21 protein-coding genes and 1 pseudogene are annotated in these 23,827 nt (G+C 54.9%); 5 read left to right on the forward strand and 17 right to left on the reverse strand.

Annotated elements, in window-relative coordinates; translation table 11 throughout:
* Window positions 1-125 precede the first annotated feature (125 nt).
* From JCR24_RS11540 to ilvD, 10 genes are all read right to left on the reverse strand, one after another.
* Entirely contained in the window at window positions 126-1,643 is a 1,518-nt protein-coding gene (locus JCR24_RS11540) for an aldehyde dehydrogenase family protein (protein ID WP_238980657.1), read from the reverse strand.
* A gap of 17 nt (window positions 1,644-1,660) precedes the next feature.
* On the reverse strand, window positions 1,661-2,434 hold the full coding sequence (locus JCR24_RS11545) for an enoyl-CoA hydratase-related protein (protein ID WP_238980658.1): 774 nt from the start codon (window positions 2,432-2,434) through the stop codon (window positions 1,661-1,663).
* Window positions 2,435-2,446: 12 nt separating this feature from the next.
* Window positions 2,447-3,223 (reverse strand): enoyl-CoA hydratase/isomerase family protein, encoded by a 777-nt coding sequence (locus JCR24_RS11550; RefSeq protein ID WP_238980659.1) that lies wholly within the window; start codon window positions 3,221-3,223, stop codon window positions 2,447-2,449.
* A complete protein-coding gene (locus JCR24_RS11555; RefSeq protein ID WP_025950499.1) occupies window positions 3,216-3,527 on the reverse strand; it encodes an EthD family reductase in 312 nt (103 codons plus the stop codon). The genes JCR24_RS11550 and JCR24_RS11555 overlap by 8 nt, the downstream gene beginning before the upstream one ends.
* Before the next feature lie 24 nt (window positions 3,528-3,551).
* Window positions 3,552-4,028 (reverse strand): 1,2-phenylacetyl-CoA epoxidase subunit PaaD, encoded by a 477-nt coding sequence (paaD, locus tag JCR24_RS11560; RefSeq protein WP_033025625.1) that lies wholly within the window; start codon window positions 4,026-4,028, stop codon window positions 3,552-3,554.
* Window positions 4,029-4,184: 156 nt separating this feature from the next.
* A complete protein-coding gene (paaC, locus tag JCR24_RS11565; protein ID WP_238980660.1) occupies window positions 4,185-5,018 on the reverse strand; it encodes a 1,2-phenylacetyl-CoA epoxidase subunit PaaC in 834 nt (277 codons plus the stop codon).
* Window positions 4,994-5,347, reverse strand: coding sequence for a 1,2-phenylacetyl-CoA epoxidase subunit PaaB (paaB, locus tag JCR24_RS11570; RefSeq protein ID WP_014196085.1), 354 nt, complete (start codon window positions 5,345-5,347; stop codon window positions 4,994-4,996). The genes paaC and paaB overlap by 25 nt, the downstream gene beginning before the upstream one ends.
* A gap of 12 nt (window positions 5,348-5,359) precedes the next feature.
* The gene (gene paaA / locus JCR24_RS11575) at window positions 5,360-6,328 is read right to left on the reverse strand and encodes a 1,2-phenylacetyl-CoA epoxidase subunit PaaA (RefSeq protein WP_041470508.1); all 969 of its coding nucleotides are present in this window, start codon (window positions 6,326-6,328) and stop codon (window positions 5,360-5,362) included.
* Window positions 6,329-6,423: 95 nt separating this feature from the next.
* The gene (locus JCR24_RS11580) at window positions 6,424-7,749 is read right to left on the reverse strand and encodes a phenylacetate--CoA ligase family protein (RefSeq protein WP_033025629.1); all 1,326 of its coding nucleotides are present in this window, start codon (window positions 7,747-7,749) and stop codon (window positions 6,424-6,426) included.
* Between the two features lie 262 nt (window positions 7,750-8,011).
* Window positions 8,012-9,691, reverse strand: a complete 1,680-nt coding sequence (gene ilvD, locus JCR24_RS11585) for a dihydroxy-acid dehydratase (RefSeq protein WP_033025630.1) — start codon at window positions 9,689-9,691, stop codon at window positions 8,012-8,014.
* Window positions 9,692-10,211: 520 nt separating this feature from the next.
* On the opposite strand from ilvD, the gene proB reads away from it, so the two are divergent.
* The 3 genes and pseudogenes from proB to JCR24_RS11600 all read left to right on the forward strand — a co-directional run.
* Entirely contained in the window at window positions 10,212-11,336 is a 1,125-nt protein-coding gene (gene proB / locus JCR24_RS11590; RefSeq protein ID WP_238980661.1) for a glutamate 5-kinase, read from the forward strand.
* Window positions 11,333-12,577 (forward strand): glutamate-5-semialdehyde dehydrogenase, encoded by a 1,245-nt coding sequence (locus JCR24_RS11595; protein ID WP_238980662.1) that lies wholly within the window; start codon window positions 11,333-11,335, stop codon window positions 12,575-12,577. Before proB ends, JCR24_RS11595 begins: the two co-directional genes overlap by 4 nt.
* 82 nt (window positions 12,578-12,659) lie before the next feature.
* Window positions 12,660-12,884: pseudogene (locus tag JCR24_RS11600) on the forward strand (beta-eliminating lyase-related protein); the annotation flags it as partial.
* 229 nt (window positions 12,885-13,113) lie between these two features.
* Here the strand turns inward: JCR24_RS11600 and JCR24_RS11605 are convergent.
* The 3 genes from JCR24_RS11605 to JCR24_RS11615 form a co-directional block, all read right to left on the reverse strand.
* Entirely contained in the window at window positions 13,114-13,524 is a 411-nt protein-coding gene (locus JCR24_RS11605) for a GtrA family protein (RefSeq protein WP_011231537.1), read from the reverse strand.
* Entirely contained in the window at window positions 13,496-14,458 is a 963-nt protein-coding gene (locus tag JCR24_RS11610; RefSeq protein WP_020278607.1) for a glycosyltransferase family 2 protein, read from the reverse strand. The genes JCR24_RS11605 and JCR24_RS11610 overlap by 29 nt, the downstream gene beginning before the upstream one ends.
* Window positions 14,459-14,632: 174 nt before the next feature.
* Entirely contained in the window at window positions 14,633-16,684 is a 2,052-nt protein-coding gene (locus JCR24_RS11615) for an ArnT family glycosyltransferase (protein WP_238980663.1), read from the reverse strand.
* A 390-nt stretch (window positions 16,685-17,074) separates the two neighbouring features.
* Here JCR24_RS11615 and JCR24_RS11620 point away from each other — a divergent pair, with 390 nt between their 5' ends.
* Both JCR24_RS11620 and JCR24_RS11625 read left to right on the forward strand, forming a co-directional pair.
* Window positions 17,075-18,337, forward strand: a complete 1,263-nt coding sequence (locus JCR24_RS11620) for an IS110 family RNA-guided transposase (RefSeq protein WP_238980664.1) — start codon at window positions 17,075-17,077, stop codon at window positions 18,335-18,337.
* A 413-nt stretch (window positions 18,338-18,750) separates the two neighbouring features.
* Entirely contained in the window at window positions 18,751-19,161 is a 411-nt protein-coding gene (locus JCR24_RS11625) for a hypothetical protein (protein ID WP_020278605.1), read from the forward strand.
* A 644-nt stretch (window positions 19,162-19,805) separates the two neighbouring features.
* On the opposite strand, the gene JCR24_RS11630 is transcribed toward JCR24_RS11625, so the two are convergent.
* The 4 genes from JCR24_RS11630 to aroD all read right to left on the reverse strand — a co-directional run bounded on the left by JCR24_RS11630 (window position 19,806) and on the right by aroD (window position 23,822).
* Window positions 19,806-20,372 carry a shikimate kinase gene (locus tag JCR24_RS11630; protein ID WP_020278602.1) on the reverse strand — a complete coding sequence of 189 codons (567 nt, stop codon included), beginning with the start codon at window positions 20,370-20,372 and terminating at the stop codon, window positions 19,806-19,808.
* Between the two features lie 17 nt (window positions 20,373-20,389).
* A complete protein-coding gene (locus JCR24_RS11635) occupies window positions 20,390-21,418 on the reverse strand; it encodes a LacI family DNA-binding transcriptional regulator (protein WP_031212350.1) in 1,029 nt (342 codons plus the stop codon).
* Between the two features lie 405 nt (window positions 21,419-21,823).
* Window positions 21,824-23,023: a CaiB/BaiF CoA transferase family protein gene (locus JCR24_RS11640; protein WP_023633533.1), complete on the reverse strand. Its 1,200-nt coding sequence runs from the start codon at window positions 23,021-23,023 to the stop codon at window positions 21,824-21,826.
* A gap of 25 nt (window positions 23,024-23,048) precedes the next feature.
* Entirely contained in the window at window positions 23,049-23,822 is a 774-nt protein-coding gene (gene aroD / locus JCR24_RS11645; protein WP_023633532.1) for a type I 3-dehydroquinate dehydratase, read from the reverse strand.
* Between the last annotated feature and the right edge of the window lie 5 nt (window positions 23,823-23,827).

Here is a 23,827-nt window from a genome sequence, read left to right on the forward strand (position 1 = left end):
CGAGCGGGCGTGTCTCTCCACGCTTGCCCGAATTCGCTCTTGCCTTCAAGGGCGGCAAACTGAACGTTGCTTCCAAGGACGCGACCCGCTCTCGTATGTTGGCAAACGCCAAACGGCAAAAGCCCTTAGACGCCAAACGGATTAAGCGGACGCGGACCGTAATACGACAGCACGCTTTTCGTTTCTGTGTACAAATCAAGCGCCTCGACAGACAGCTCACGCCCAAATCCGGACTGTTTGTAGCCGCCAAACGGCGTGCCTGGGAAAGCGGAGAATGGGCTGTTGACCATGACAATGCCGGAACGCAGCTGCTTCGCTACACGAACGGCGCGGCCATGATCTTTCGTCCAAATCGCGGCGGCCAGTCCATAGTCGCTGTCGTTCGCCAATTCAATGGCTTCGGCTTCATCGCGGAATTTCATCACGACGACAACCGGTCCGAAAATTTCTTCACGAACCGCTTTCATTTGATGGTTCACGTTCGTCAAAATCGTCGGCTCATACCAGTAACCGTTTTCAAACCCAGCGACAACCGCCTCTTTTCCCCCGGCGGCGACCGTCGCTCCGTCGGCGACAGCCGATTGCACGTATTCGTCAATCACTTCCAGCTGCCCGCGGCTGATGATCGCCCCAACATGCGTGCCGGCATCAAACGGGTCGCCGAGTTTCAGCTGCTTCGTTTTGGCCACGAACGCTTCCATAAACGCGTCATAGATGCTTTCATGCACATACAAGCGGGAACGCGCCTCGCACGATTGGCCGCTGTTGTAGAAAATGCCGAACAATGAGCCGGCGACAGCGGCTTCTAAATCAGCGTCCGCAAACACAAGGCTTGGCGATTTGCCCCCCAGCTCGAGCGTCACCCGTTTTAATGTTTTCGACGCCTTCTCCATAATTTCCTTCCCCACCGGCGTCGATCCGGTAAACGCCACTTTGTCGACGAGCGGATGTTCGACCAAATAGTCCCCAACTTCCGCTCCGGCGCCCGTCACCACATTGACGACCCCTTCCGGCACGCCGGCCTCATGGCAAATTTCCGCCAGCACAAGGCAGGTGAGCGGCGTCAGCGACGCCGGTTTAACGACGACCGAGCATCCAGCGGCAATGGCAGGCGCGATTTTCCAAGCCGCCATCATGAGCGGATAGTTCCAAGGAATGATTTGGGCGCACACACCGACAGGCTCTTTTTCCGTATAGTTGTGAAACGCGCCCGGCATCGGGTTGACCGCCCCGCGGTGCCCAATGATCGCCCCGGCGAAAAATTCAAAGTCTTCAATCGCCTGCATCACTTGTCCTTGGGCAGCTGACAGCGCTTTGCCGGTATTCAAAATTTCCAATTCCACCAATTCATTGAAACGTTCGCGCATGATGGATGCAATTTGATACAAGATGCGCGCCCGCTTTTGCACCGGAAAATGACGCCATTTCCCACGGTCAAACGCTTGCCTTGCCGCCTGCACCGCCCGTTCGGCGTCCTCGCGCGTCCCTTTGGCGACGCGGGCGACCGGTTCGCCAGTGGCCGGATTGATCACTTCAAACGTCTCTCCCGAAGCGCTTTCCACCCGCTCCCCGTTCACAATCAAATGATAGAAATCGCGTTTGGTCGGCATCGGTTCCATTTTCTTTTGTTTCACAGTCGCCATCGTTTCATCCCCCTTGCTTAGTTTCCTCGGAATAATGGTTTTCGTTTTTCAAAGAACGCCTTGACGCCTTCGCGGTGGTCGGATGTCAATCCCGCAATGCGCTGGCATTCCGCTTCCCGTTCCAAGTAGCGGTCAAACGTTGTTTCCTCGCCTTCGCGAAGCAGCCGTTTGATGAGTCCAATCGCCTTCGTCGGCATGGCAGCGAGCCGCTCGACAAACTGCTTTACTTCCTCCTCCCAATCAGAGAGAGGAATCACCTTTGTCGCCAGCCCGAGCGCAGCTGCTTCCTCGGCGGTCACTTTTTCCCCGAGCACCGCAAGCTCAAGCGCCTTCGCCCTCCCGACAAGACGCGGCAAATAGTAGAGATGGCCCGCGTCCGGCACAAGACCGACGTGAATAAACGCGGGAGCGAAACTCGCCTTTTCCGAGAGAAGCCGGAAATCACACGCCAGCGCCAAGCTCATGCCCGCGCCGGCCGCCGCCCCGTTCACCGCCGCGACAACCGGTTTTTCAAGATGATGAAGCGTTTTCATCATCGGCGCGTATCGGGAGCGCAGCACGTCGCCATGGTCCATTTCTTCCGTCACGCCGCTCAAATCTTCCCCCGCACAAAACGCCCGGCCGGCGCCTGTGATCACCACGCAGCGGACGTTTGGATCCGCCCCTGCTTGTTTGAGCGCTTTCGTCACTTCCGCATTCATCTGCTCCGTAAACGCATTGAGCTGATCCGGACGGTTGAGCGTCAGCCAGGCCACTTGCCCCTTTACTTCATACCGGATCGTTTCGTACATAAAGCGCCCCCCTTATTTTCCTTGGAAGCGCGGCTTTCGTTTTTCGAGGAAGGCCGCCATCCCTTCTTTTTGGTCTTCCGAGGCGAACAATAGGTAAAAGTTTTTTCGCTCAAATTGCATGCCTTCATAGAGCGGATAGTCGACCGCTTTTTGCACCGCCTCTTTGATCAGCCGAAGAGCCAACGGCGGCTGTTGGGCGAGCCGCCCGGCCAACCGCATCGTTTCTTCCATTAAAAGCTCCGGGCTGACGACGCGGTTGACAATCCCCAGCTGCTCGGCTTCTTTTGCCGACATACGCGCCCCAGTCCAAAGCCACTCGAGCGCCCGCTTCGGACCGATGAGCTTTGTCAGCCGCTGCGTGCCTCCCGCACCTGGCATGACGCCAAGGTTCACTTCTGGAAAGCCAAATTCGGCCGCCGACGACGCGACAATCAAGTCGCACGAAAGCGCCAGCTCAAAACCTCCCCCTAGCGCCAACCCGTTCACAGCGGCGATCATCGGCGTTTTCACGATGGACAGGCGATCCCAATCGGCAAACTGGTTCAGCCACTCAAGACGAATGGGGTCATCTTTTGCCATCTCTTGAATATCCGCCCCAGCCGCAAACGCCCGTCCACGCCCGGTCAACACAATGACACGCACCTTCTCATTCCGATCAAACGCTTCCACTGCCGCAACGATTTCCGCCACCATTTGACGGCTCAGCGCATTCAATACATCAGGACGGGCGAGCTCGATGATGCCGACCGCTCCCTCTTGACGCGCCGCAATGGAAACAAACTCACTCATGTTCCACTTCCTCACCGACCATAAAGGTGACGAGGTCGCCGGCAAATGACATGACATCTTTTGCCGATGCCTTCGCTTCTTTCGTTTTCATCGCCTCTTGAAACGCCTCTTGACTATCGTAATACATTTCACACAACAAATAATACTCGCTTTCCGTCCCCATCGGCGTGCCGGTAATTTTCGTCACTGTGATTTTGCGCAGGCCCGGAATTTTTTCCGTCAGCGGCACATGCGTTCCGTAATAATGAGCGTCGAATTGCTCTTTATCTTTCGGCTGTTTGTACAAAGCGATCATTTTAAACATGGCGAACATCTCCTCTCCCTTTTCTTATCGTGAAACCAATACAGGCTTCATCGCTTCAAACGGATTTTTGCATTGTTTGCAATAGAAAATGCTGCGGCAGGCGGTCGGGCCAAACAAATTTTCCATGACAGTCCGCTCCGCCCCGCAATATGGACACGCCACTTGCCATGCCCCTGACGGCATTTGCCGCGGCGGAGGAGCGATGCCAAACTGCTTCAGCCGCTCACGTCCGGCTTCGCTGATCCGGTCGGACGTCCACGGCGGATGGCGGAGAAACTCAACCGTCACCGCCGAGGCCCCTGCTTGCTTCACCGCTTCCTCAACCCGCGTGCGGATGATATCAAGCGCCGGACACCCGAGAAACGTCGGCAGCAGACAGACCGAGACCGCTCCATCCCGAACGTCAACCTGTTCCACCATCCCAAGATCGACAATGCTAATCGAATGAATTTCTGGGTCTTTCACCGTTTCTAACGCTTTCCAAACCTCTTCATTTGTCATGGTTCTCCCTCACATTTTCCAACCCGCTGCCGTTTTTCCCGCTTTGGCTGCCTGGCGCCGCCAATGTTGCATCGTTTTGCTTCTTCAACAAACACTTCGCCGTCACAAAGAGGCGTCATGCCCAACGCCGCACGTTGGCCAACAGCGGCGCCGGCATCACCAGACCGCATGCGGGACGGCGCGGTATACTTCTGACAACGTCGCCAGCGCTTCGTCCAAATCCGGCGTATGTTCGCCGTTGCGGCCGTTGCCATGTTTCATGCCAAACGGCATCGGCCAATCAAGCCCCACTTCGGCAAACGCCGGCGCCAGCGCGGCAATCGTGTTTTCCGTCAGCACCTTTTCCTCATCAATCAGCCCCCACCGCACCATTTCCGTTCCTTTCGCCCCGAGCGTCAATACGCCGGCAAAATCCACCGCCACGTCTTGGATGGCTTTCGTCATTCGCGTCCGCGCTTCACCCGGGGCATTCGTCAGCTGGACAAACCACGTATGCCAATGAAGCAAATGGTAGTGCAGCTCCACTTGAATTTTCGCCGCCACCTCGGCCAACGGCGTATACACACTTTTTGTCAATGATTCAAGACGGATGCGCTTCGCCTGTGTATAAAAGTACTGGCGAACAACGGTGAATGCCCAGTCATAGCGAGGCTCGCGCAAATAATGCCCCGGGCCGTTTACCCGTTCGAGCAGCACCGCGTTGCGCCGGGCCGCAGCCGGGCGGGCGTGCGCCAGTTCGTCGGCTGATCCACAGCCAAGATCTTCAAGCAGCTGATAATACATGGCCGCATGCCCCATCGTGTCCTGGCTGATAGAAGAAAACGCGATGTCCTCCTCGATATGCGGCGCCAACCCAAGCCATTCCGAGCCGCGGTAGGCCAGCAAAAAATCATCATCGGCAAGCTGAAACAACAGCTCGACAAGCGCTTCCTGACCATCGGGATGAAAATGGACTTGTGTTTTGCTCATCGCTGAATCTCGCCTTTCCATGACAAAATTTCCTTCTCATCAAATGCCTCTTGTTCATATTTGCGCCATCGTTTCTTCACATCCCCATATCCCCGCGTCAGACGATAATCTTTGTTGTCAAGCCGTTTGAGCGCCGCTTTTTCCTCTTCGTTGATCCGCCGGATATAATCCCGCCTCACAACCCAAAGGTCGGAAACCGGCTCGCGGCGCATAAAGTTCTCCTGCGCCATCACGAGCGCGATCTCCTCATTAGGGGCAAGCAAACTGAATTGATGCTGCATCGGTGCATCCGGCGCTTTGCGGCTGAACACTTCAAACACTTGATAAAATCCTTGTTCTTTTCCCGCCATGGCCATCCCTCCTCATCCAGCCGTCCGGACCGCGCCAAGCGCCTCACGCACCCACGCATTTTGCTTGTACGCCGTCCGCCGAAGCTCAAGCCGCTCCTGCGACTTCGGTCCGTTGTTGCGGATGATTTCTTTAAACCGCTCCCAATCCGGCTGCCGGTAAATCCATTGGCCCTTCTCTTTGTCAAAATGCATGGTCTCATCAGGAATCTTCAGTCCGAGCGCCCAAATGCGCGGCACGTATTTCGTGAAAAAGTCTTGACGCAGCTGCTCGTTCGTTTTCGTGCGGATGCGGTATTTGATCGTGATGTCTTGCTTCGAGGTTCCTGTCGTATCGGCCGTCGGCGGACCGAAAAACATAAGCAGCGCCTCCCACCAACGGTTGAGCGCCTCTTGGAGCATCTCTTTTTGCTCCTTCGTCCCTTCGGCGAGCGCCAAAATAATCGACTCGCCGTGCTGGGCGTGAAACACCTCCTCGGCGCAAATGCGCTTCAGCGCCCGCGCATACGGTCCGTACGAGGCATCGAGCATGTTCGTCTGCGTCATAATCGCTGCTCCGTCGACGAGCCAGCCGATCAACCCGGCATCCGCCCATGTCGGCGCCGCCATATGAAAGACATTGTGAAACTTCAACCGTTCGTTCAATAAATCTTCGAGAATATCTTCCCGCGTTTTGCCGAGAGGGGCCATCAAATCTTCCGCCACCCGCAGCAGCAACTGGCCGTGCCCCATTTCATCCTGCACTTTCGCCATAATGCCGAGCTTGCGGCGCAGCGACGGCGCTTTCGGCACCCATTCTTTTTCCGGAAGCGCTCCCATAATTTCGCTCACCGCATGCATGGCAATGAGCTTGATGAGCGCCGTCCGATATTCGTCAGGCATCCAGTCATCGGCTTCGATCTTCTCTCCCGCCTCGATGCGCTGCATAAACCGTTCATGCTTTTCTTGTTCCGACAGGCGGGTGAACATCATCATCGCTGCCATCCTCCATCCCCTCTATTAAAAATTTATTATATAACGTTTATTTAACGTTATTATATTTAAACGTTATAAAAATAGCAACTATTTTTCTCGCTTTTTTACACGGGATTCTCTTGTTTGCGGCGGTCAATAACGCGCACTGCTTTCCCTTCTGAGCGCGGGAGCGTTTTGGGAGGATGAAGACGAACGCCAATGGAAATCAAGCAATGCGTTTTTAACAACGACTGGATGCGCCGAACAAGCTCAATCGCTGCCCCGCTTTGCAAATCACCGCCAACCTGATTGTAAAAATATTCCGTCACCTCGGCATGCAATTCAAGCGCTTCGAGACGCCCGTGAAGAAACCGATGCAGCTGATAGTGCGGAGCCAGTTCCGAGACGCGAAGCAGATGGTGCTCAATTTCCGATGGAAACACATTGACGCCGCGGATGATGATCATGTCGTCAACCCGCCCTTTGACCCGCGACATGCGCGCCGTCGTCCGCCCGCAAGCACAACGCTCTCTCGTCACGGAAGCGATATCGCCTGTCCGGTAGCGGATGACCGGGAACGCCTCTTTCGTCAAGCTCGTAAAAACAAGCTCTCCTTCTTCCCCTTCCGCCACCGGCTCGAGCGTTTTCGGGTCGATCACTTCGACAAGGAAATGGTCCTCGGCGATATGGAGGCCGTTTTGCGCTTCATGGCACTCCATCGCCACCCCCGGGCCGATCACTTCACTCAGTCCGTAAATATCACATGCCTTCATATCAAACGTCTCTTCAAGCGTGCGCCGCATTTCCTCGGACCACGGTTCCGCACCGAAGATGCCGTATTTCAGCGATGTTTGCCGCGGATCTTTGCCCAGTTCTTTCATCCGCTCGGCAATGTTCAATACATAGGACGGCGTGGCGCAAATGACGGTCGGCTGAAAGTCTTCAATGATCATCACTTGCCGGTCGGTGTTGCCTCCGGATACCGGCACCGTCACCGCCCCAAGCCGCTCGCTGCCATAATGCAGCCCGAGCCCGCCGGTAAACAGCCCGTATCCATAAGCGTTGTGAATCACATCTCCCGGTTTCCCGCCGGCGATGACAATCGCCCGCGCCACAATGTCGGCCCAGCGCTCAATGTCCTGCTTCGTGTAAGCGACCACCGTCGGTTTGCCGCTTGTGCCGCTTGATGCGTGTACACGGACGCATTGGGAAAGATCCACCGCAAGCAAGCCAAACGGATAATGATCCCGCAAATCCCGCTTTGTCGTAAACGGGAGCTTGCGTACATCCTCAAGCGTGCGAATATCGTCCGGCTTCACTCCCTTTTCATCAAACCGTTGCCGGTAAAACGGCACCCGCTCATACACACGCTCCGCCGTCGCCCGCAGCCGCTCAAGCTGGAGAGCCTCAAGCTCGCTGCGTGCAGCCGTCTCAATGTCATGCAACATCATCGTTTCCGCCCCCTCTATTAAAGCGCTTTCAAATAATGATAAACATATAACGTTATATAAACGTTATATGTGTAAACTATTATATTTAATTTTAAAATAGGTTAAATATTTTAAAATGTCAATACTCTTTTTTGAGGGCCAAGAAGAGGACGGATGGCAGTTTGGGCTTTTAGATTGTTTCTGCTGATAGGAAAGTTTGGAAATGAAAAAAGAAGGCAGCGCTCATGCTGATGGAGCGCCACCTTCCTTGATCCTATTTCGCCTAAATTTTCATAATCCCCCCCGTGCTCGCCGATGTGACGTGTTTCGAGTAGCGGGCGAGATACCCGGTTTTCACTTTTGGTTCAAAGCCTTTCCAGTTCGCTTTCCGGCGTTCGAGCTCTTCATCGGACAGCTTGACGTTGATCGTTCGTTTCACCGTATCGATCTCGATGATATCGCCGTCTTGGATGAAAGCGATCGGTCCGCCTTCCGCCGCTTCCGGTGAAACGTGGCCGACGGACAAGCCGCGCGAGGCGCCGGAGAAGCGGCCGTCGGTGACAAGCGCTACCTTCGTACCGAGCCCCATGCCGACGATTTGCGACGTTGGCGCAAGCATTTCCGGCATCCCTGGGCCGCCTTTTGGTCCTTCGTAGCGGATGACGACGACATGACCCGGCTTGATTTTGCCGCTGGCGATGCCTTCAAGCGCCTCTTCCTGCGAATCAAACACGATCGCCGGACCTTCATGGCGCGTGATGCCGCCTTGGACCGCGCCGGTTTTGATGACGGCGCCGTCCGGCGCTAAGTTGCCGAACAAAATGGCGAGCCCGCCCGTTTCCGAATACGGGTTGTCAATCGGGCGGATGACATCGTAGTTTTTCACTTCGCAGCCGGCGATGTTTTCACCGAGTGTTTTGCCGGTGACGGTCAGCGTATCTAAATGAAGCGTGCCTTCTTTTTTCGCCAGCTCGTTCAACACCGCCGAGACGCCGCCGGCTTCGTGCAAATCCTCGATGTAATGGACATCCGACGCCGGCGCGAGTTTGGCCAAATGCGGCACCCGCGCGGCGATTTCGTTGATGCGCTCAAGCGAGTAGTCGATGCCGGCTTCGTTGGCGATCGCGAGCGTATGCAGCACCGTATTCGTCGAGCCGCCGAGCGCCATATCGAGCGCGAACGCGTTGTCGATCGCTTTTTCCGTTACGATGTCGCGCGGTTTGATGTCATGTTCGATCAAATACATCAGCTGCTTTGCCGATTGGCGGACAAGCTCTTTGCGCGCTGGGTCAACCGCCAAAATGGTGCCGTTGCCTGGCAAAGCGAGCCCGAGCGCTTCAGCGAGACAGTTCATGGAGTTGGCCGTAAACATGCCCGAACACGATCCGCACGTCGGACAGCCGTAGCGTTCGAGTTCTTCGAGCCCTTTCTCATCGAGCGTTCCGCCTAAATACGCCCCGACCCCTTCAAACACGGACGAGAGCGAAATTTTCCGCCCATCCTTCGTTACGCCGGCTTTCATCGGTCCGCCGCTGACGAAAATCGTCGGGATGTTGAGCCGCATCGCCGCCATCATCATCCCTGGCGTAATTTTGTCGCAGTTCGGAATGCATACCATGCCGTCAAACCAGTGCGCCGAGATGACCGTTTCGATCGAATCAGCGATGATTTCCCGGCTCGGAAGCGAATAGCGCATCCCGATATGCCCCATGGCGATGCCGTCATCAACGCCGATCGTGTTCATTTCAAACGGCACGCCGCCTGCTTCGCGAATCGCTTCTTTCACGATTCTCCCAAACTCTTGCAAGTGAACGTGCCCCGGAATAATGTCGATGTACGAATTGACAACCGCGATGAACGGTTTGTCAAAATCCTCATCTTTCACCCCGGCCGCCCGCAGCAAACTCCGGTGCGGGGCGCGGTCAAATCCTTTTTTGATCATGTCGCTGCGCCGCTTTTTCATATTCTGGTCCCTCCATCGTGCAGATTGCTAGGTTGCTAGTATTGTACCACTTTTTCTAATAAAAAGACAATTATCTTTATTCTGAATGCGTTTTCATGATCTACTCTGCGAAAATGAGTCAGAAAAATCAGCCGCTCCTCTTGACAACCGGAGCATTTGGCGTCATAATTTCTTACAAATTATAAATCGCAAGTCTATCCTTGACAATGAAACAACGAGAACGGCACGGGATTAGTAAACCGAGGGAACGCGCCAGAGAGTGGAACCCACAGGCTGGAAGGTTCCTCGCGGGAAGCCGGTTGAACCTGCCCTAGACGGCCGCTTATGCAAACATAAGCCGCACGCCTGCGTTACAGGCCAGAGGTGGGCGCTTTGTGCGCCAAAAAAGGTGGTACCGCGGAACGCTTTTCCGTCCTTTTGCAAAAAAGGAGGAAAAGCGTTTTTTATTGGCCGGCCGCTTCGCAGAGCGGCTAGGCGATCCAACTCATGCCATTCAACACGCAAAGGAGGGAGGAACGCGATGAAACGGCAGCGCGTGGTGGTCAAAATCGGCAGCAGCTCGCTCACCGATCCGAAAGGCGGCCTTTGCCATGACAAACTGTTCGATCACGTTGAGGCGATCGCTTATCTCAAACAGCTCGGCCATGACGTCATTCTCATCACGTCCGGCGCTGTCGCCGCCGGGTTCGGGCCGCTCGGCTACCCGGCGCGGCCGACGACGATCGCCGGCAAACAGGCCGCGGCTGCCGTCGGGCAAAGTTTGCTCATGCAGGCGTACAGCTCGGCGTTCGCCCAATTCGGCTTTACGGCCGCTCAGCTGTTGTTGACGCGCAGCGACTTTTACAGCCGCGAGCGGTTCCGCAACTTGTTTGCCACAATCACCACACTGCTTGAGAACGGCGCCGTGCCGATCATTAATGAAAACGACTCCGTTTCCATCGAAGAATTGACATTTGGCGACAATGACATGCTTTCGGCGCTTGTCGCCGGCTTTTTGCACGCTGATGCGCTCATTTTGCTTACGGACATTAACGGGTTGTATGACGCCAATCCGAAAACGAATCCGCAGGCGAAAAAATACGCCTTTTTGCCGGAAATCACCGATGAGATGATCGAAGCCGCCGGCGGCAGCGGCTCGGCGGTCGGCACCGGCGGCATGCGCTCGAAGCTTCTCGCGGCTCGAAAAGCACTTTCGTTTGGCGTCAGCGTGTTCATCGGCACGGGAAGCGGCCGAGAAAAACTGGCTGATATTTTAGCTGGAAAAGGAGACGGCACGTACATCGGCGTTCCGTTTCCGAAACAAATGCAAATGCGCAAACAATGGATTGCCTATCATGCTCCTGTCGCCGGCATGATCACGGTCGACAGCGGGGCTGAAGAAGCGTTGCTTATGCGTGGGAAAAGTTTGCTCCCTGCTGGCGTCACAGCGGTTTCCGGCGATTTTCACGCCATGGATGTCGTTGATGTCGTCAATGAAAAAGGAATCACGATCGGACGCGGCCAAGTGTATTACGCCGCCGCCGATTTGAAAAAAGTGAAAGGGCGGCCGAGCGAAGAGGCCCGGCAATACTCTTACCTTCACCGCCCAGAAGTCATCCACCGCGACAATTGGGTCACGTTGCGAAAGGAGAGTGTATCGAAATGAGCGAACTGCTCGAAAAAGCCGAACGGTTGAAAACGGCGTCACAAACGTTAGCCATGCTGTCTACGAAAGAAAAAAACGCAGCATTGGAACAGATCGCCAAAGCCATCGACCGCGAACGCGCCTTCATTTTGCAAGAAAACGAGAAAGATATGGCCCAAGGCCGCGAACAAGGGCTGTCGCCGGCTTTGCTTGACCGGCTCCAACTCACCAATGAACGCCTGGACCAAATCATCGACGGCGTCCGCCAAGTCGCCTCGCTGCCTGACCCGGTCGGAGAAATCATCGCAGAGTGGACGCGGCCGAACGGGCTCCGCATCCAAACGGTGCGCGTGCCGCTTGGGGTCATTGGCATGGTGTACGAAGCGCGCCCGAACGTGACGGTCGATGCGGCGAGCCTTTGCTTGAAAACGGGCAACGCGGTTTTGCTTCGCGGCAGCACATCAGCGCTTCATTCGAACAAAGCGCTCGTTCGCGTCATGAAAGAAGCGCTCCGCACGACGACCGTTCCGGAAACGGCGATTGAACTGCTCGAAGACACGAGCCGGGAAACGGCGCAGCGTATGTTCCGTCTCAACAACTACTTGGATGTGCTCATCCCGCGCGGCGGAGCCGGGCTCATCCGCTCGGTCGTCGAAAACGCCACCGTGCCGGTGCTTGAGACCGGCGTCGGCAACTGTCATATTTTCGTCGATGAATCAGCCGAGCGGCAAATGGCCATCGAGATCGTCCTAAACGCCAAACTGCAGCGCCCATCGGTCTGCAATGCCGTCGAAACGGTGCTCATCCATGAGCGTTGGCCATATGCCGCCGACTTGCTTGAGACGCTTCACGCCCGCGGCGTCGAATTGCGCGGCGACCAACGTCTTGCCTCCGCCTATCCGTTTATCAGCGAGGCAACAGAAGATGACTGGTATACGGAATATTTGGCGCCGATTTTAGCGGTCAAACTGGTCGCCGATGTCGACGAGGCGATTGGCCATATCCGCCGCTACGGGACGAAGCACTCGGAAGCGATCATCACGGAAAACGAGGTGAACGTCCGCCGCTTTTTCCAGGCGGTCGACGCGGCGGTCTTGTACCATAACGCCTCAACCCGCTTCACGGACGGCGAACAGTTCGGCTACGGGGCGGAAATCGGCATCAGCACGCAAAAGCTGCACGCCCGCGGGCCGATGGGGCTTGTCGCCATCACGACGACAAAATCGCTCGTGTACGGGACGGGGCAAATTCGAACCGTGTAACCAAGGGCGGGAAGCGGGACCCCCGCCCCTGCGCTCCCGTCCTTTTGACGCATACAACGATTAGGAAAGAAGGGGGGCCACGATGCCGTTCATTGATTTTCGCAGCGATACCGTGACCAAACTGACGCCAGAGATGCGCCGGGCGATGTCGGAAGCCGAAGTCGGCGACGACGTATACGGCGAAGATCCGACCCTCAATCGTTTAGAAGCGTTGGCGGCCAAAATGCTTGGAAAAGAAGACGCCTTGTTCGTCACGAGCGGCACGCAAGGAAATCAAGTCGCCATCTTGACGCATTGCCGCCCGGGGTTTCTGTGAAAATGTCGCACCGACGAGCCATGATTTTCACCCTGAGTGGAGAGCGGACCGCGGCTCATGGACCTTTCCGTGAAAATCCCATGCGGGAAGCGATGATGTTCGTCTCCGGGTGGAGGGCAAACCGTTGCTCGTGAGCCCTTTCTGTGAAAATCCCTGGCCGGCAATCCATGGTTTTCATCCCCAGGTAGAGGGCAAGACGTCGCCTATAGATTTGTTTCTGTCAACGTTCGCTTCGCGGTGCCGCAAACACCCAACAGCGGCTGCCGATGAAATTCACCGCCATGCCCATGATCGTGGCCGCACCTTTCGCGAGCCAAAGCGGTCCAAGCCGTTCGGCCGCCAACAAGACAACAAGCGACACCCCAAGCGACAGCCCGTTGACCGCAAGAAACCGAAGCAATTCCCCAATATTCGCCCTTTGCTTCATTTGAAACGTCCAGCGCCGATTCCAAACGTAGCTGTTCGCCACCCCGGCGCCATAAGACACGACCTGAGCGATGGCCGTGGGAACGCCCGCGGCGGTGAGCAGAAAAAAGACAGCGAAGTCGACCATCGTATTGCCCACCCCGACGACGGCAAACCGCCATATGGCTTGTTTTTCTTTACGGAAGGTAGGAAGGCTTTCGTTCATGTCTCATTCCGACTCCCCATGTTTCATTGATAATATATAGAGGCCGCTCTTTCACTTCATCGTAAATGCGGCCGATGTATTCACCGGTAATTCCAAGCATCGTCATCGTCGCTCCGTTGCAAAACAGCATGACTATCAAAAGCGATGCCCATCCGGCCACGGTCGAATGGGTGAACCATTTCAAGTACAATACCGCCATCATGCCGACCACACTTGCCGCCGACAAAGCAAACCCAAGCCAGCTCGCCAATTTGAGCGGCTTATGCGAAAAAGACGTAATGCCGTCTACCGAAAAACGAATCATCTTCTTAAGTGGATACTTTGTCTCCCCAGCCAGCCGCGGCTCTCGCTCGTATTCCACCGCTATGTGCCGAAAACCGACCCAGCTGACAAGCCCCCGGACAAAACGATTTCGCTCTCGCATATAGCGTAACTGATTACACACTTTACGGTCAATGAGACGAAAATCGCCGGCATCAGCGGGAATGTCGATCTCGGTCGCCGCCCGCAGCAAGCGATAGAACACATACGCTGTCCATCGCTTGAACAACGTCTCCCCCTTCCGCTTGACGCGCCGAGCATAGACAACATCATACCCTTCTTTCCAACGCGCAATCATGTCCAAAATCAGTTCAGGAGGATCTTGCAAGTCGGCGTCAATGATGATGACAGCCTGGCCAGAGGCGTAATCCATTCCTGCTGTAATCGCGATTTGATGGCCGAAATTGCGGGAGAAGTCAATGTACTTCACCGTTTCATCTTTCACGGCCAGTTCCCTCAAGATATCGAGCGTCCCATCGGTGCTGCCGTCATTAACAAACAACAATTCATACGGCTCACCCGTTTGCTCCAGCACCGTTTTCAGCCGTCGGTACGTCTCACGGATCACGAGCGCTTCATTATAGACAGGAATAATGACAGAATAGGTCGCCATCGATTTCCCTCCTTGCTTCTATGGATTTCTTCGGCTACGAAGCTGATCAACCGCCAATGATCAGCTCGAATCAGCTTCATTTATTTTAATGGAGAATCCCATAAAAAACGCTTTTCTACGAATATCCTAGTTTTGAAAAACAGCGATGGATGTCGTCCGTTTTTCTCGCACCTTCTATCCGTTGTATACGTAGAGCGTCATTTCTCTGCGCTCCGCTCCACCGTCGAGGGCCTTTTGTCCGCCATTCCATTCTGAAAATGGAACTTCTTTGCAATGTGTTTGAATCCATTGAACAAGCTCATGATTTCCTCGCCCTTCACCGGAAAGGAGAAAATACTTCACCTCACCGTTGCGAGCCATTTCCTCTAGCTTCTTCGGCGTCAGTACGGGATCCGTTCCGCCGAATCCGCCCATCGCCATCACCGCTCGATCGGTGTGAAGCATCAACTCCGCCGCTTCGGTCGCACGGATGGTGGCTGCTAAATATTTGGCTTCACCCACATGCTGCTCCAAATAGGACACTAACGATGTCAACAAGTGAGAAGTTTGCCACCGCCTTGCCCCATCGCCGGGTTGTCCCGTCTCTCCTCTCAGCAAACGCTCCTCTTGTCCATCCGGCATCCCGGCTGTCGGCATGGGCGCGCCTCTGTCTCGTTGTAAATCTGGTCCAGCGTATGGAATGGTGCTGTTTGTCCCATATAGCACTGGCGTCAGCGACCAATAGGCCGGCAATGCCAGCACGCCAATCAGCGCAGCTCGATAGACGATCCGCCTCCCATGCTCGCGGCCTTCCATCGCGAACCAAAGGCAAACCATTCCAAGGCCGTAAAATCCGACAGCAAGCGGCCATACCGGGGAGAACGAAGCACGGTATTGCCAGGCTGTCCATACTTCAAACGCATACGTCGCCACCAAGGCAGCCGGGAACAACCACATCGTCCGCCGTCCGCTGCACGCCAACAAGGCCAACATCGCGCCGCCCGCTCCCACTAATACCGCTATAGCCGGCGCCAGCATACTTAAATAATAGCGGTGATAAAATCCGGCAATGCTAAAAAATACGAGCATCGGACCAAGCCAGGCGAACCAAAAAAGCAAAAATTGATGAAACGCGGTCATCTGCCGGCGTCGCCATACGTCCATTCCCAAGCCGATCGCTACGACGGCTGCAAACGGCAACAGCCAGCTCGCCTGCCCGGCAAGCGGCAGTTGAAACAAACGAAGGACGCCCGGGTCACCAATCTCGCCCCGCCCAATGCCATCCATCCCACCGCCAGGCACAGATGGCGGACTTTGTGGTTGGCTGCCTACCGTTGGCGGCGCCTCTTCTGACCAATCCGGAAACACCGTTCCCGCTTTGCCGTTGAACGGTGGCTTGTCATCAACAGGTGGCTGCGCGTTGCCGTTAACATTCGCCCTCCCCTTTCCACCACCCGGTCCAGCTTCCCCGGTCAACCGCTCAATTCCGTTATATCCGAGCGCCAACTCCAATACGGAATTCGTCTGACTGCCCCCGATATACGGACGCTTGTCAGCAGGAATCAGCGCCACCACAGCCGCATACGAAAGCGAAACCGAAAGCAGCACGATCGTCGCCGCCAGCAAATATCCCACCCGTTTTTTCCACGGCATCCTCCCAGCCAGCCAGTAAAATAAGTAAAACGCCGGGAGCACCATGTACGCTTGCAACATTTTCATATTGAATCCGATGCCGACGACCGCAAAACTGCCAACCAGCCACGTCCATCGTTGCGTCATCACCGCCTTCATCAGCATCCAAGTCGCCAGGAGCAATGTCAACACCAATACGGCATCAATATTGTTCGTCCGCGCCACAGCGACGAACACCGGGGTGCAAGAAAAGACGAAACTTGCCCACCGCGCCGCTGTCTGTCCGGCCCACGGCTGGACGATGACATAAATCATCCATGTGGACGCAATCCCCGCCGCCGCTTCCGGAAGCAAAACACTCCAATCACTAACGCCAAACAGCTTCACGCTGAGCGCCTGCAACCAAAGAGCGACTGGGGGCTTATCAACGGTAATAAATCCCTCTGGATCGAGGGCGGCAAAGAAAAACGCCTTCCAGCTTGCCGCCATGCTTTTCGCCGCTGCTGTGTAATAGACATTGGAACCGCTGTTTCCTATTTGATAGAGATGCAAAAAAGCCGACCAGACCATGATCGCGATGATCCATCCATCCGATGTCCATTGTTTTTTCTTCATGGACTCTCCCTTTCCCTCGTTTTCTTTGTTTCCTACTAAGGGGAAAGCAGTAATGCCCCTTAACTGACGAGATGACATGAAACGAGAAGTCGATACCACACAAGTTTTTTTCAATTTGAAAAACAAGGTGGTGATACAACATGCTTCTTATCATCACCCATCTTCTATGGTTACGTTACATAGTGTTGGTGAAAGTTTGGTGAAAAAATGAAACGAGCGGACTAGATTTTCATTTTCCCGATGCCGGCCATGTGCTATGATCAGAGTAAAGGAGCATTCCCGTTAGGAGCTTTTCCGGGGACTTGATCAAAAAAAGCCCTCTTGGTATGATGCAGGGGTGTCGATGTCAACCAAAAGTCGACCCTACCACCATACCAAGGAGGACTTCAGATGAATTGTACACAAAATCATAAACTCGATCAAGTCACCGAACAAACGCTTGTCGTGGGAATCGATATCGCGAAACGAACCCACTACGCCTGCTTCGTGGATGACCGGGGGCGTGTGCTTCGCAAATCGTTCCCGATCTTCCAGTCGAAAGAAGGGTTTCGGCAGCTGCATAAAGCGATTCAGGAGGCGATGCAAACGTTCGGGAAGCTGAAGGTGATCGTCGGGGTGGAACCGACCGGGCACTACTGGTTGAACCTGGCCTACTTCCTCGAGGAGCACGGGATCCCGTTGGTGATGGTCAACCCGGCGCATGTGTGCCGGTCGAAAGAACTCGATGACAACCTGCCGACGAAACATGACGCCAAAGACGCCCTGGTCATCGCCAGACTGGTGAAAGACGGACGATTCCTCGTCCCCCGGCTGCTGCACGAGATCGAAGCCGATTTGCGCGTTGGGAGCACGCTCAAAGAGAAGCTCCGCAAGGAACAGACGGCGGTGAAAAACGCGATCGTCCGCTGGACTGATCGGTATTTTCCGGAGTTTGGGACGGTGTTTCGCGACTTGGGCAAAACGGCGCTTGCGGTGCTGGAGTGGACGCCGTTTCCGGCCGATATGGCGGGTCGGACCGCCGAGGAGCTCATCGAGGTGCACCGGCAAAGCGAAGGGTTGAAATGCCCGCAGAAGGCCAAAATTCAGGCGTTGATCGACGCCGCGAAGGACTCGATTGGGGTGACGGAGGGGGCGACGATGGCCCGATTTGAGATCGCCGCGCTCGTCCGCCGATACCGCCAATTGGAGGCTGACATCGCAGCGTTGGACGCCGAGTTGAAGGCATTGGTTCAAACGACGATGGAATATCAATGGCTGAAAACGGTCGACGGGTTGGGAGACGCCACGATCATCGATCTGCTGGCGGAGATTGGCAGCTTCGCCCATTATCGGGACCCGCGTCAATTGGTGAAGTTGGCGGGCCTGACGCTCAAGGAGAATTCCTCCGGCCAGCGCAAAGGGCAAAAGCAGATCTCCAAACGAGGACGGAAACGGCTGCGATCGGTGCTGTTTCGGGCGATGATTCCGCTGATCCGGCACAACGAGGCGTTTCGCGAGCTGCATGAGTATTACACGACCCGCCCCGTCAATCCGCTGACCGGAAAGCAGTCCATCGTCGCAGTATGCCGGAAGCTGTTGAATGTGCTGTTTGCGATTTGTACGAAGAAACAAGCCTTTGACGCCGAGCGAATGAAGCAGGACGTCTTGTCCTAGGTGCACCGGGCGGCCTAAGGCCTCCCCCTGCAAACGGAAGAATCGTTGGACAACAGGATGACACCGGAGAAGCTGGCGTGATCGGATCCATTCGACCTTGAGTCCCCAAAGGAGCTTGGCCGGCCTCCGCCTGATGACGAGACCGAACGAGGGAATGTTGGCGCCAAGACGCCCGGAGACATGGGAGGGTTCGTCCTCATCAGCGACGCGGAGATCCAAGGGTGCATCGAATACGCTTCCTCCCACGGAAGGAAAATATCCCCAGCCGTGGCCGCGGAGCGCACCCTAGGTCTGTAAGATATCCACAAAACTGAAAAAGGATGTAAGGGATTTTGTCGAAAAATATTTTTTGGACACCCCTGAGGGGCCGAAAAGCCTTGATAGATCAACATTTCTAGAGGGAGGTGAAACTCATGGAAGGAGAAACGATCGTGCAGCAAATTCTAAAGGCGCTTGACCTGCATTCCGGTCAACTCCGTCAACAAATGAAGGAAATGGAAGATCGATTGCGCGTCGAAATCCAAGATACAGAAAACCGATTGCGTGCCGAAATCCAAGATACAGAAAATCGATTGCGCGCCGAGATTCAGGATACAGAAAATCGGCTGTATGCCAAAATCCGCGAGACGGAAGACCGGTTGCACCAAAAGCTTTTAGATCTGGAAAAACGCACGGATGCTCGATTTGAGCGCTTGGAAACGAAAATGAACTATTGGCGCCTTGAATGGTCGGAAACGCAGGAAACGGTTGACTTCCTCGCCCGCAAAACCCTCCAACATGAACGAAAACTCCGTTCCCGGGCTGGACAAAACGAAATCTCCTAAAAACGAAAAAGAAACAAGCCAACCGGCCGCCAGCATGTTTTTGCTTGAGGGCCGGTTGAACTTTTGTCTCCTGTTTGCCGAATTCTTTTTTGGACAGACGACCGCCTTGAAGGATCATCGTTATGGCTTCAGCCACCAAAGCCAATACGGCGCCGACAGAAGCAGCACCGCCAAGACAATATATACATAAAACCAGCGGAACGCCCTTTCCTCCATCTTCCCACTCTCCCTCACACCCGGTATCTTCCTTATAACAAAAGGAGCGCTTGTCCGGCAAGAACAAACAGGCATTTCTGCCCAAAAAAGAAAAGAAACGCAGGGTCGTTCGTCTTCCCTCCGCTCCCTGAACGCGACCCAACGTCCGATCCCCGGACACGAAACAGGCCTCTCTGATGGCTTCCGAAAACGAGTCCGCCCATCACTCACATCCACACCCTTGCCGATCAAGAACGCGAGACTGAACGCAAGGCGAGGACAAGCGGATCCGGCTCCCCCGAACCGCTTTGGCCGCGTCCGCAAAACCTGCTATGGGAAAAACCGCGATAACGGCGCTGCATTCCTCGTTCCATCACCAGCTTTCGATGCGGCCATCAAACACGAAAAGGCAAGCTCCCAACAAGAGCCTGCCTTTTCGCCATGACCATCTATCGATTTGGTTCATATACATCCCACGTCCATTTGATCGACTCGACGATTTGCTCGGCCGCCTGTTCGGCTTCAAGCTCATTCAACACCACGCGGGAATGATGGAGGGCGTAAGCCGACTGCCGCTGGAAAAACAGCTGCTCCACCTCTTCCAACGTTTTGTTTTTCAGCACCGGGCGGCTGTCGACAATGAGCGGCAGCCGTTCCTCTTTCCAATAATCCCATGACAAGTCAAGGAAAAAGACGATGCCATGAGCGAGGCATGCGCGCCGCACCTCCTCCTGCAAATACGCGCCGCCGCCAAGCGAAAGGATTTTCAACCTTGTATTTGTGCATAAATCGACGATGAGTTCCCGTTCCACCTTTCGAAAATACGCTTCTCCTTTTTGCGCGAAAAGCTCCGGAATCGACATCCCTTGCCGCCGCTCGATTTCCGCGTCGACATCGATAAAATCGCGGTACAGCTTTTTCGCCACCAGCTGCCCGATCGTTGTTTTCCCCGCTCCCATAAAGCCGATTAAAATGATGTTCCGCTCGCGGAGCGGGATGGTGGTTTGCCTCTCCACGTTCCCTCACTCCCTTTTCAATCGCTCTTTCTAGATGACTGCCGGATGACGAGCTCTGGATGCAAAATCGTCCGTTTCGGCTCGCTGTCATCCCCTTTCATGCGTTCATGCAACCGCCGCGCCGCGCACGCACCGATCTTTTCTGGGAACGCGGCCACCGTCGTTAACGGTGGTTGAAACAACGCTGACTCTTGAATGTTGTCAAATCCCACGACCGCGATATCGCGTCCCGGAACGATTCCTTCCTCTTTTAAGCCGAGCATCGCCCCGAAGGCGACAACATCGTTATAACAAAAGAGCGCTGTCGGCGGGTTCGGTTGTTGCAAAACTCGTTTCGCCGCCATCCGCCCGCCCTGCCTTGTTGTCGCCGACGGCACAAGCAGCGCGTCATCCACCTCGATGCCTGCGGCACGCAACGCCTCGCCGTATCCCCTTTGGCGCGCCTTCCATACGGACGACTGCGGAGAACCGCCAATAAAGGCAATGCGGCGATGACCCTGATCGAGCAAATGCTCAGTCGCCATCCGCCCGCCGGCCACATTATCGATTCCGATATAATCAAACTGTCCAGCCGGAAGTTCATCACGAGCAAACAACACGACTGGAATATCCCATTGCCGCAGCCGCTCAACCATCTCGGTCGAACACCCCGGAACCGGGCTCATGATGACGCCGCCAACCCGATGCTCAAGCATCGTCGATAGTAATGCATCTTGTTTTTCCGGCCGGTCAAACGTCGTGCCTAAAATGACGGTATATCCTTCCTGATCAAGCGCCTCGTGGACGCCGACAAGCAGTTCGGAAAAAAACGGGTTGTCAAGTTCCGTAATAATCAACCCGACGGTGGAAGAGCGCTGCGAGCGCAAATTGGCGGCTACACGGTCATACACGTAGCCTAATTCTTTCATCGATCGAAGCACTTTTTCCCGTGTTTCTTTCGAAATATTCGAACTCCCACGAACAACAAGCGAGGCTGTCGCCCGCGACACGCCGGCATGCTTGGCCACTTGTTCGAGCGTCACACGGGAGCGCTTTTTATCCGACACGGTTCGAATCACCTGCTTTACCGTTGCTTTAACCTACTAAAAGTATAAACGGTTGCTGCAAACAGTGTCAACGCACAGCGCCGGCTGGGCAGGAAAAAGGCGCCTCATCGTTCGTTATCCAAACAACGCAAAAAAAAAGCCCGGCGATCTCCAAACGAGAAGCCGAGAGTCAACTGCCCGCCGCATGAACTACCCGCCACCTACGCTTTGCTGAGAGGCGGGGGCTTCAAGCGACTTGTGCATGTTCGCTGAACGGCAAGCCACACAAAAACCCTTTATGCTTCCCCGCGTTCCGAAGGTGTCCGTTCTAACCATCTATTTATCATATTGGTTGGCTATCGTCCCCCCCCGAAATTCATCTCCCACTTTCACTTTGTTTCGAAGTGGGAGACTTCTTTCGGAACGTTAAATAATCTCTTTTTCTCTTAACTTCTGAATGTCCTCCTCGGACAGGCCAAGCATTGTCTGCAAAATCTCTTCCGTATGCTCCCCTAAATCGGGCGCAATACGGCGCACCGCGCCCGGCGTTTTTTCAAATTTCGGCACGATGCCGGGCACTTTAATTTTGCCAAGGCGCGGATGGGCGACTTCAATGATGTTTTCCCGTGCTTGATAGTGCGGATGCTCAAAAATGTCTTTAATGCTTAAAATCGGACTGACCGGCACCCCATGCTCATCCAAAATGCGGAGCAGTTCATCGCGCGGCTTGGTGCGGATCCAGTCGGCGACGATGCCGTTTGTTTCTTCATGATGGGCGAGGCGCCGTTCATTCGTACAAAACTTCTCATTGGTCAACAAATCTTCGCGGCCCATCGCTTTCGCCAGCCGTTCGAACGTCGAATCGGTGCTCGTCACCAACACGACCCAATGCCCGTCCTTTGTCATAAACGTGCCGGCCGGGCTCGAATGCCCGGACAATCCCGGCGACCGCTCGCGCACTTTGCCCAACTGGTCATATTCAGCGATCAAAAATTCCATCATGCGGAATACCGATTCGTAAAGGCCGATATCGACCATTTGCCCTTCCCCATCGGGGTGAACATCGCGGTAATAAATGGCGGTCACCGCTGCAAAGGCGACATAAATGCCGGTAATGTAGTCAGTTAACGAAAACGATGGGCTGACCGGTGGACGGTCCGGATACCCTTGCAAATACGTAAACCCGCTGAACGCCGTCGCTGGCGTGCCAAACCCGGCTTTTTCGCGAAACGGCCCCGTTTGTCCGTAACCAGAGACGCGAATCATGACCAAATTCGGATTGATTTGTTTCAGCTCTTCATATCCGCCTCCCCATTTTTCCAACGTGCCAGGGCGGAAGTTTTCAATGACAATATCGACGTGGCGGACAAGTTGTTTGAAAATGTTCATTCCTTCTTCTTTGCGCAAATCCAACGTGAGCGACCGTTTATTGCGCGCCAACCCCGGCCAGCGAAGCGGTTCTCCATCCTTAAACGGCCCGACATGGCGCAAGGTGTCCCCTTTCCCCGGCAACTCCACTTTAATGACATCGGCGCCAAAATCGCCGAGCAATACCGCACCGAACGGCGCCGCGATCATCGTTGAAACATCGAGCACTTTGACACCCTCCAACGGCAAACGACCCATGATGCTCTCCTCCCCCAAAGTCCAATTATTGGCTGTATTTCATGATGACCGACAATACATCTCTGACTTCTTCAATGGGAATTTGCCCCGGAGCTGAGCTTTGTTGGCCAACGGCAAACGTGACGGCCGAACCGAACAATCCCCCGACCAAACGAGTGATGGCGCCCAATCCTCCCATCGACATCGTAATGAGTGGGATCTCCAACCCCTGCCGCGCCTCCTCGGTCGCTTGCAACAAGGCAAGAACGTCTTGTCGCGATGTTGGCATGACCGCCACTTTGGCGATATCGGCACCATGTTGCTCAGCTTGGCGCATTTTGGCGACAAGTTCTTCCTTAGATGGCGTACAATCAAAATTATGATAGGACAAAACGAGACGCACTCCATAGCAGCGGGTCAGCTGACGGACAGCGGGGACATAGGGCTCATGGGCAAGCTCGTAATCAAGCAAATCGATCGCGCCGCTTTGGCACACTGTTTCAAACAACCGCAGCTTTTCCTCTTCTGTCAAGGAAATCGGTCGGCCGCCCTCCAGTTCGGAACGAACCGTAAACAAAATCGGGATGTCTCCGGCGATCGCCCGCATCTCTCTCGCCGTTGCCGCCACTTGCTGTTCGTCATGAATCGCCTGGAAAAAGTCCGCACGCCATTCAATCAGATGCGGCTTTTTCGCGCTGATTTGCCTTGTTTCCTCTAACACTTGCCCCGCATCCGCTCCAACGACCGGGGCGCAAATGCACGGCTCGTCTCCCCCAATCAAGACATTGCGCACACGGACGGCGCGTTTTGAAATCGCCATATGCT

Origin of the sequence: Geobacillus sp. YHL (assembly GCF_022341265.1) — a bacterium.
GTDB classification, from domain to species: Bacteria; Bacillota; Bacilli; order Bacillales; family Anoxybacillaceae; genus Geobacillus; species Geobacillus thermoleovorans.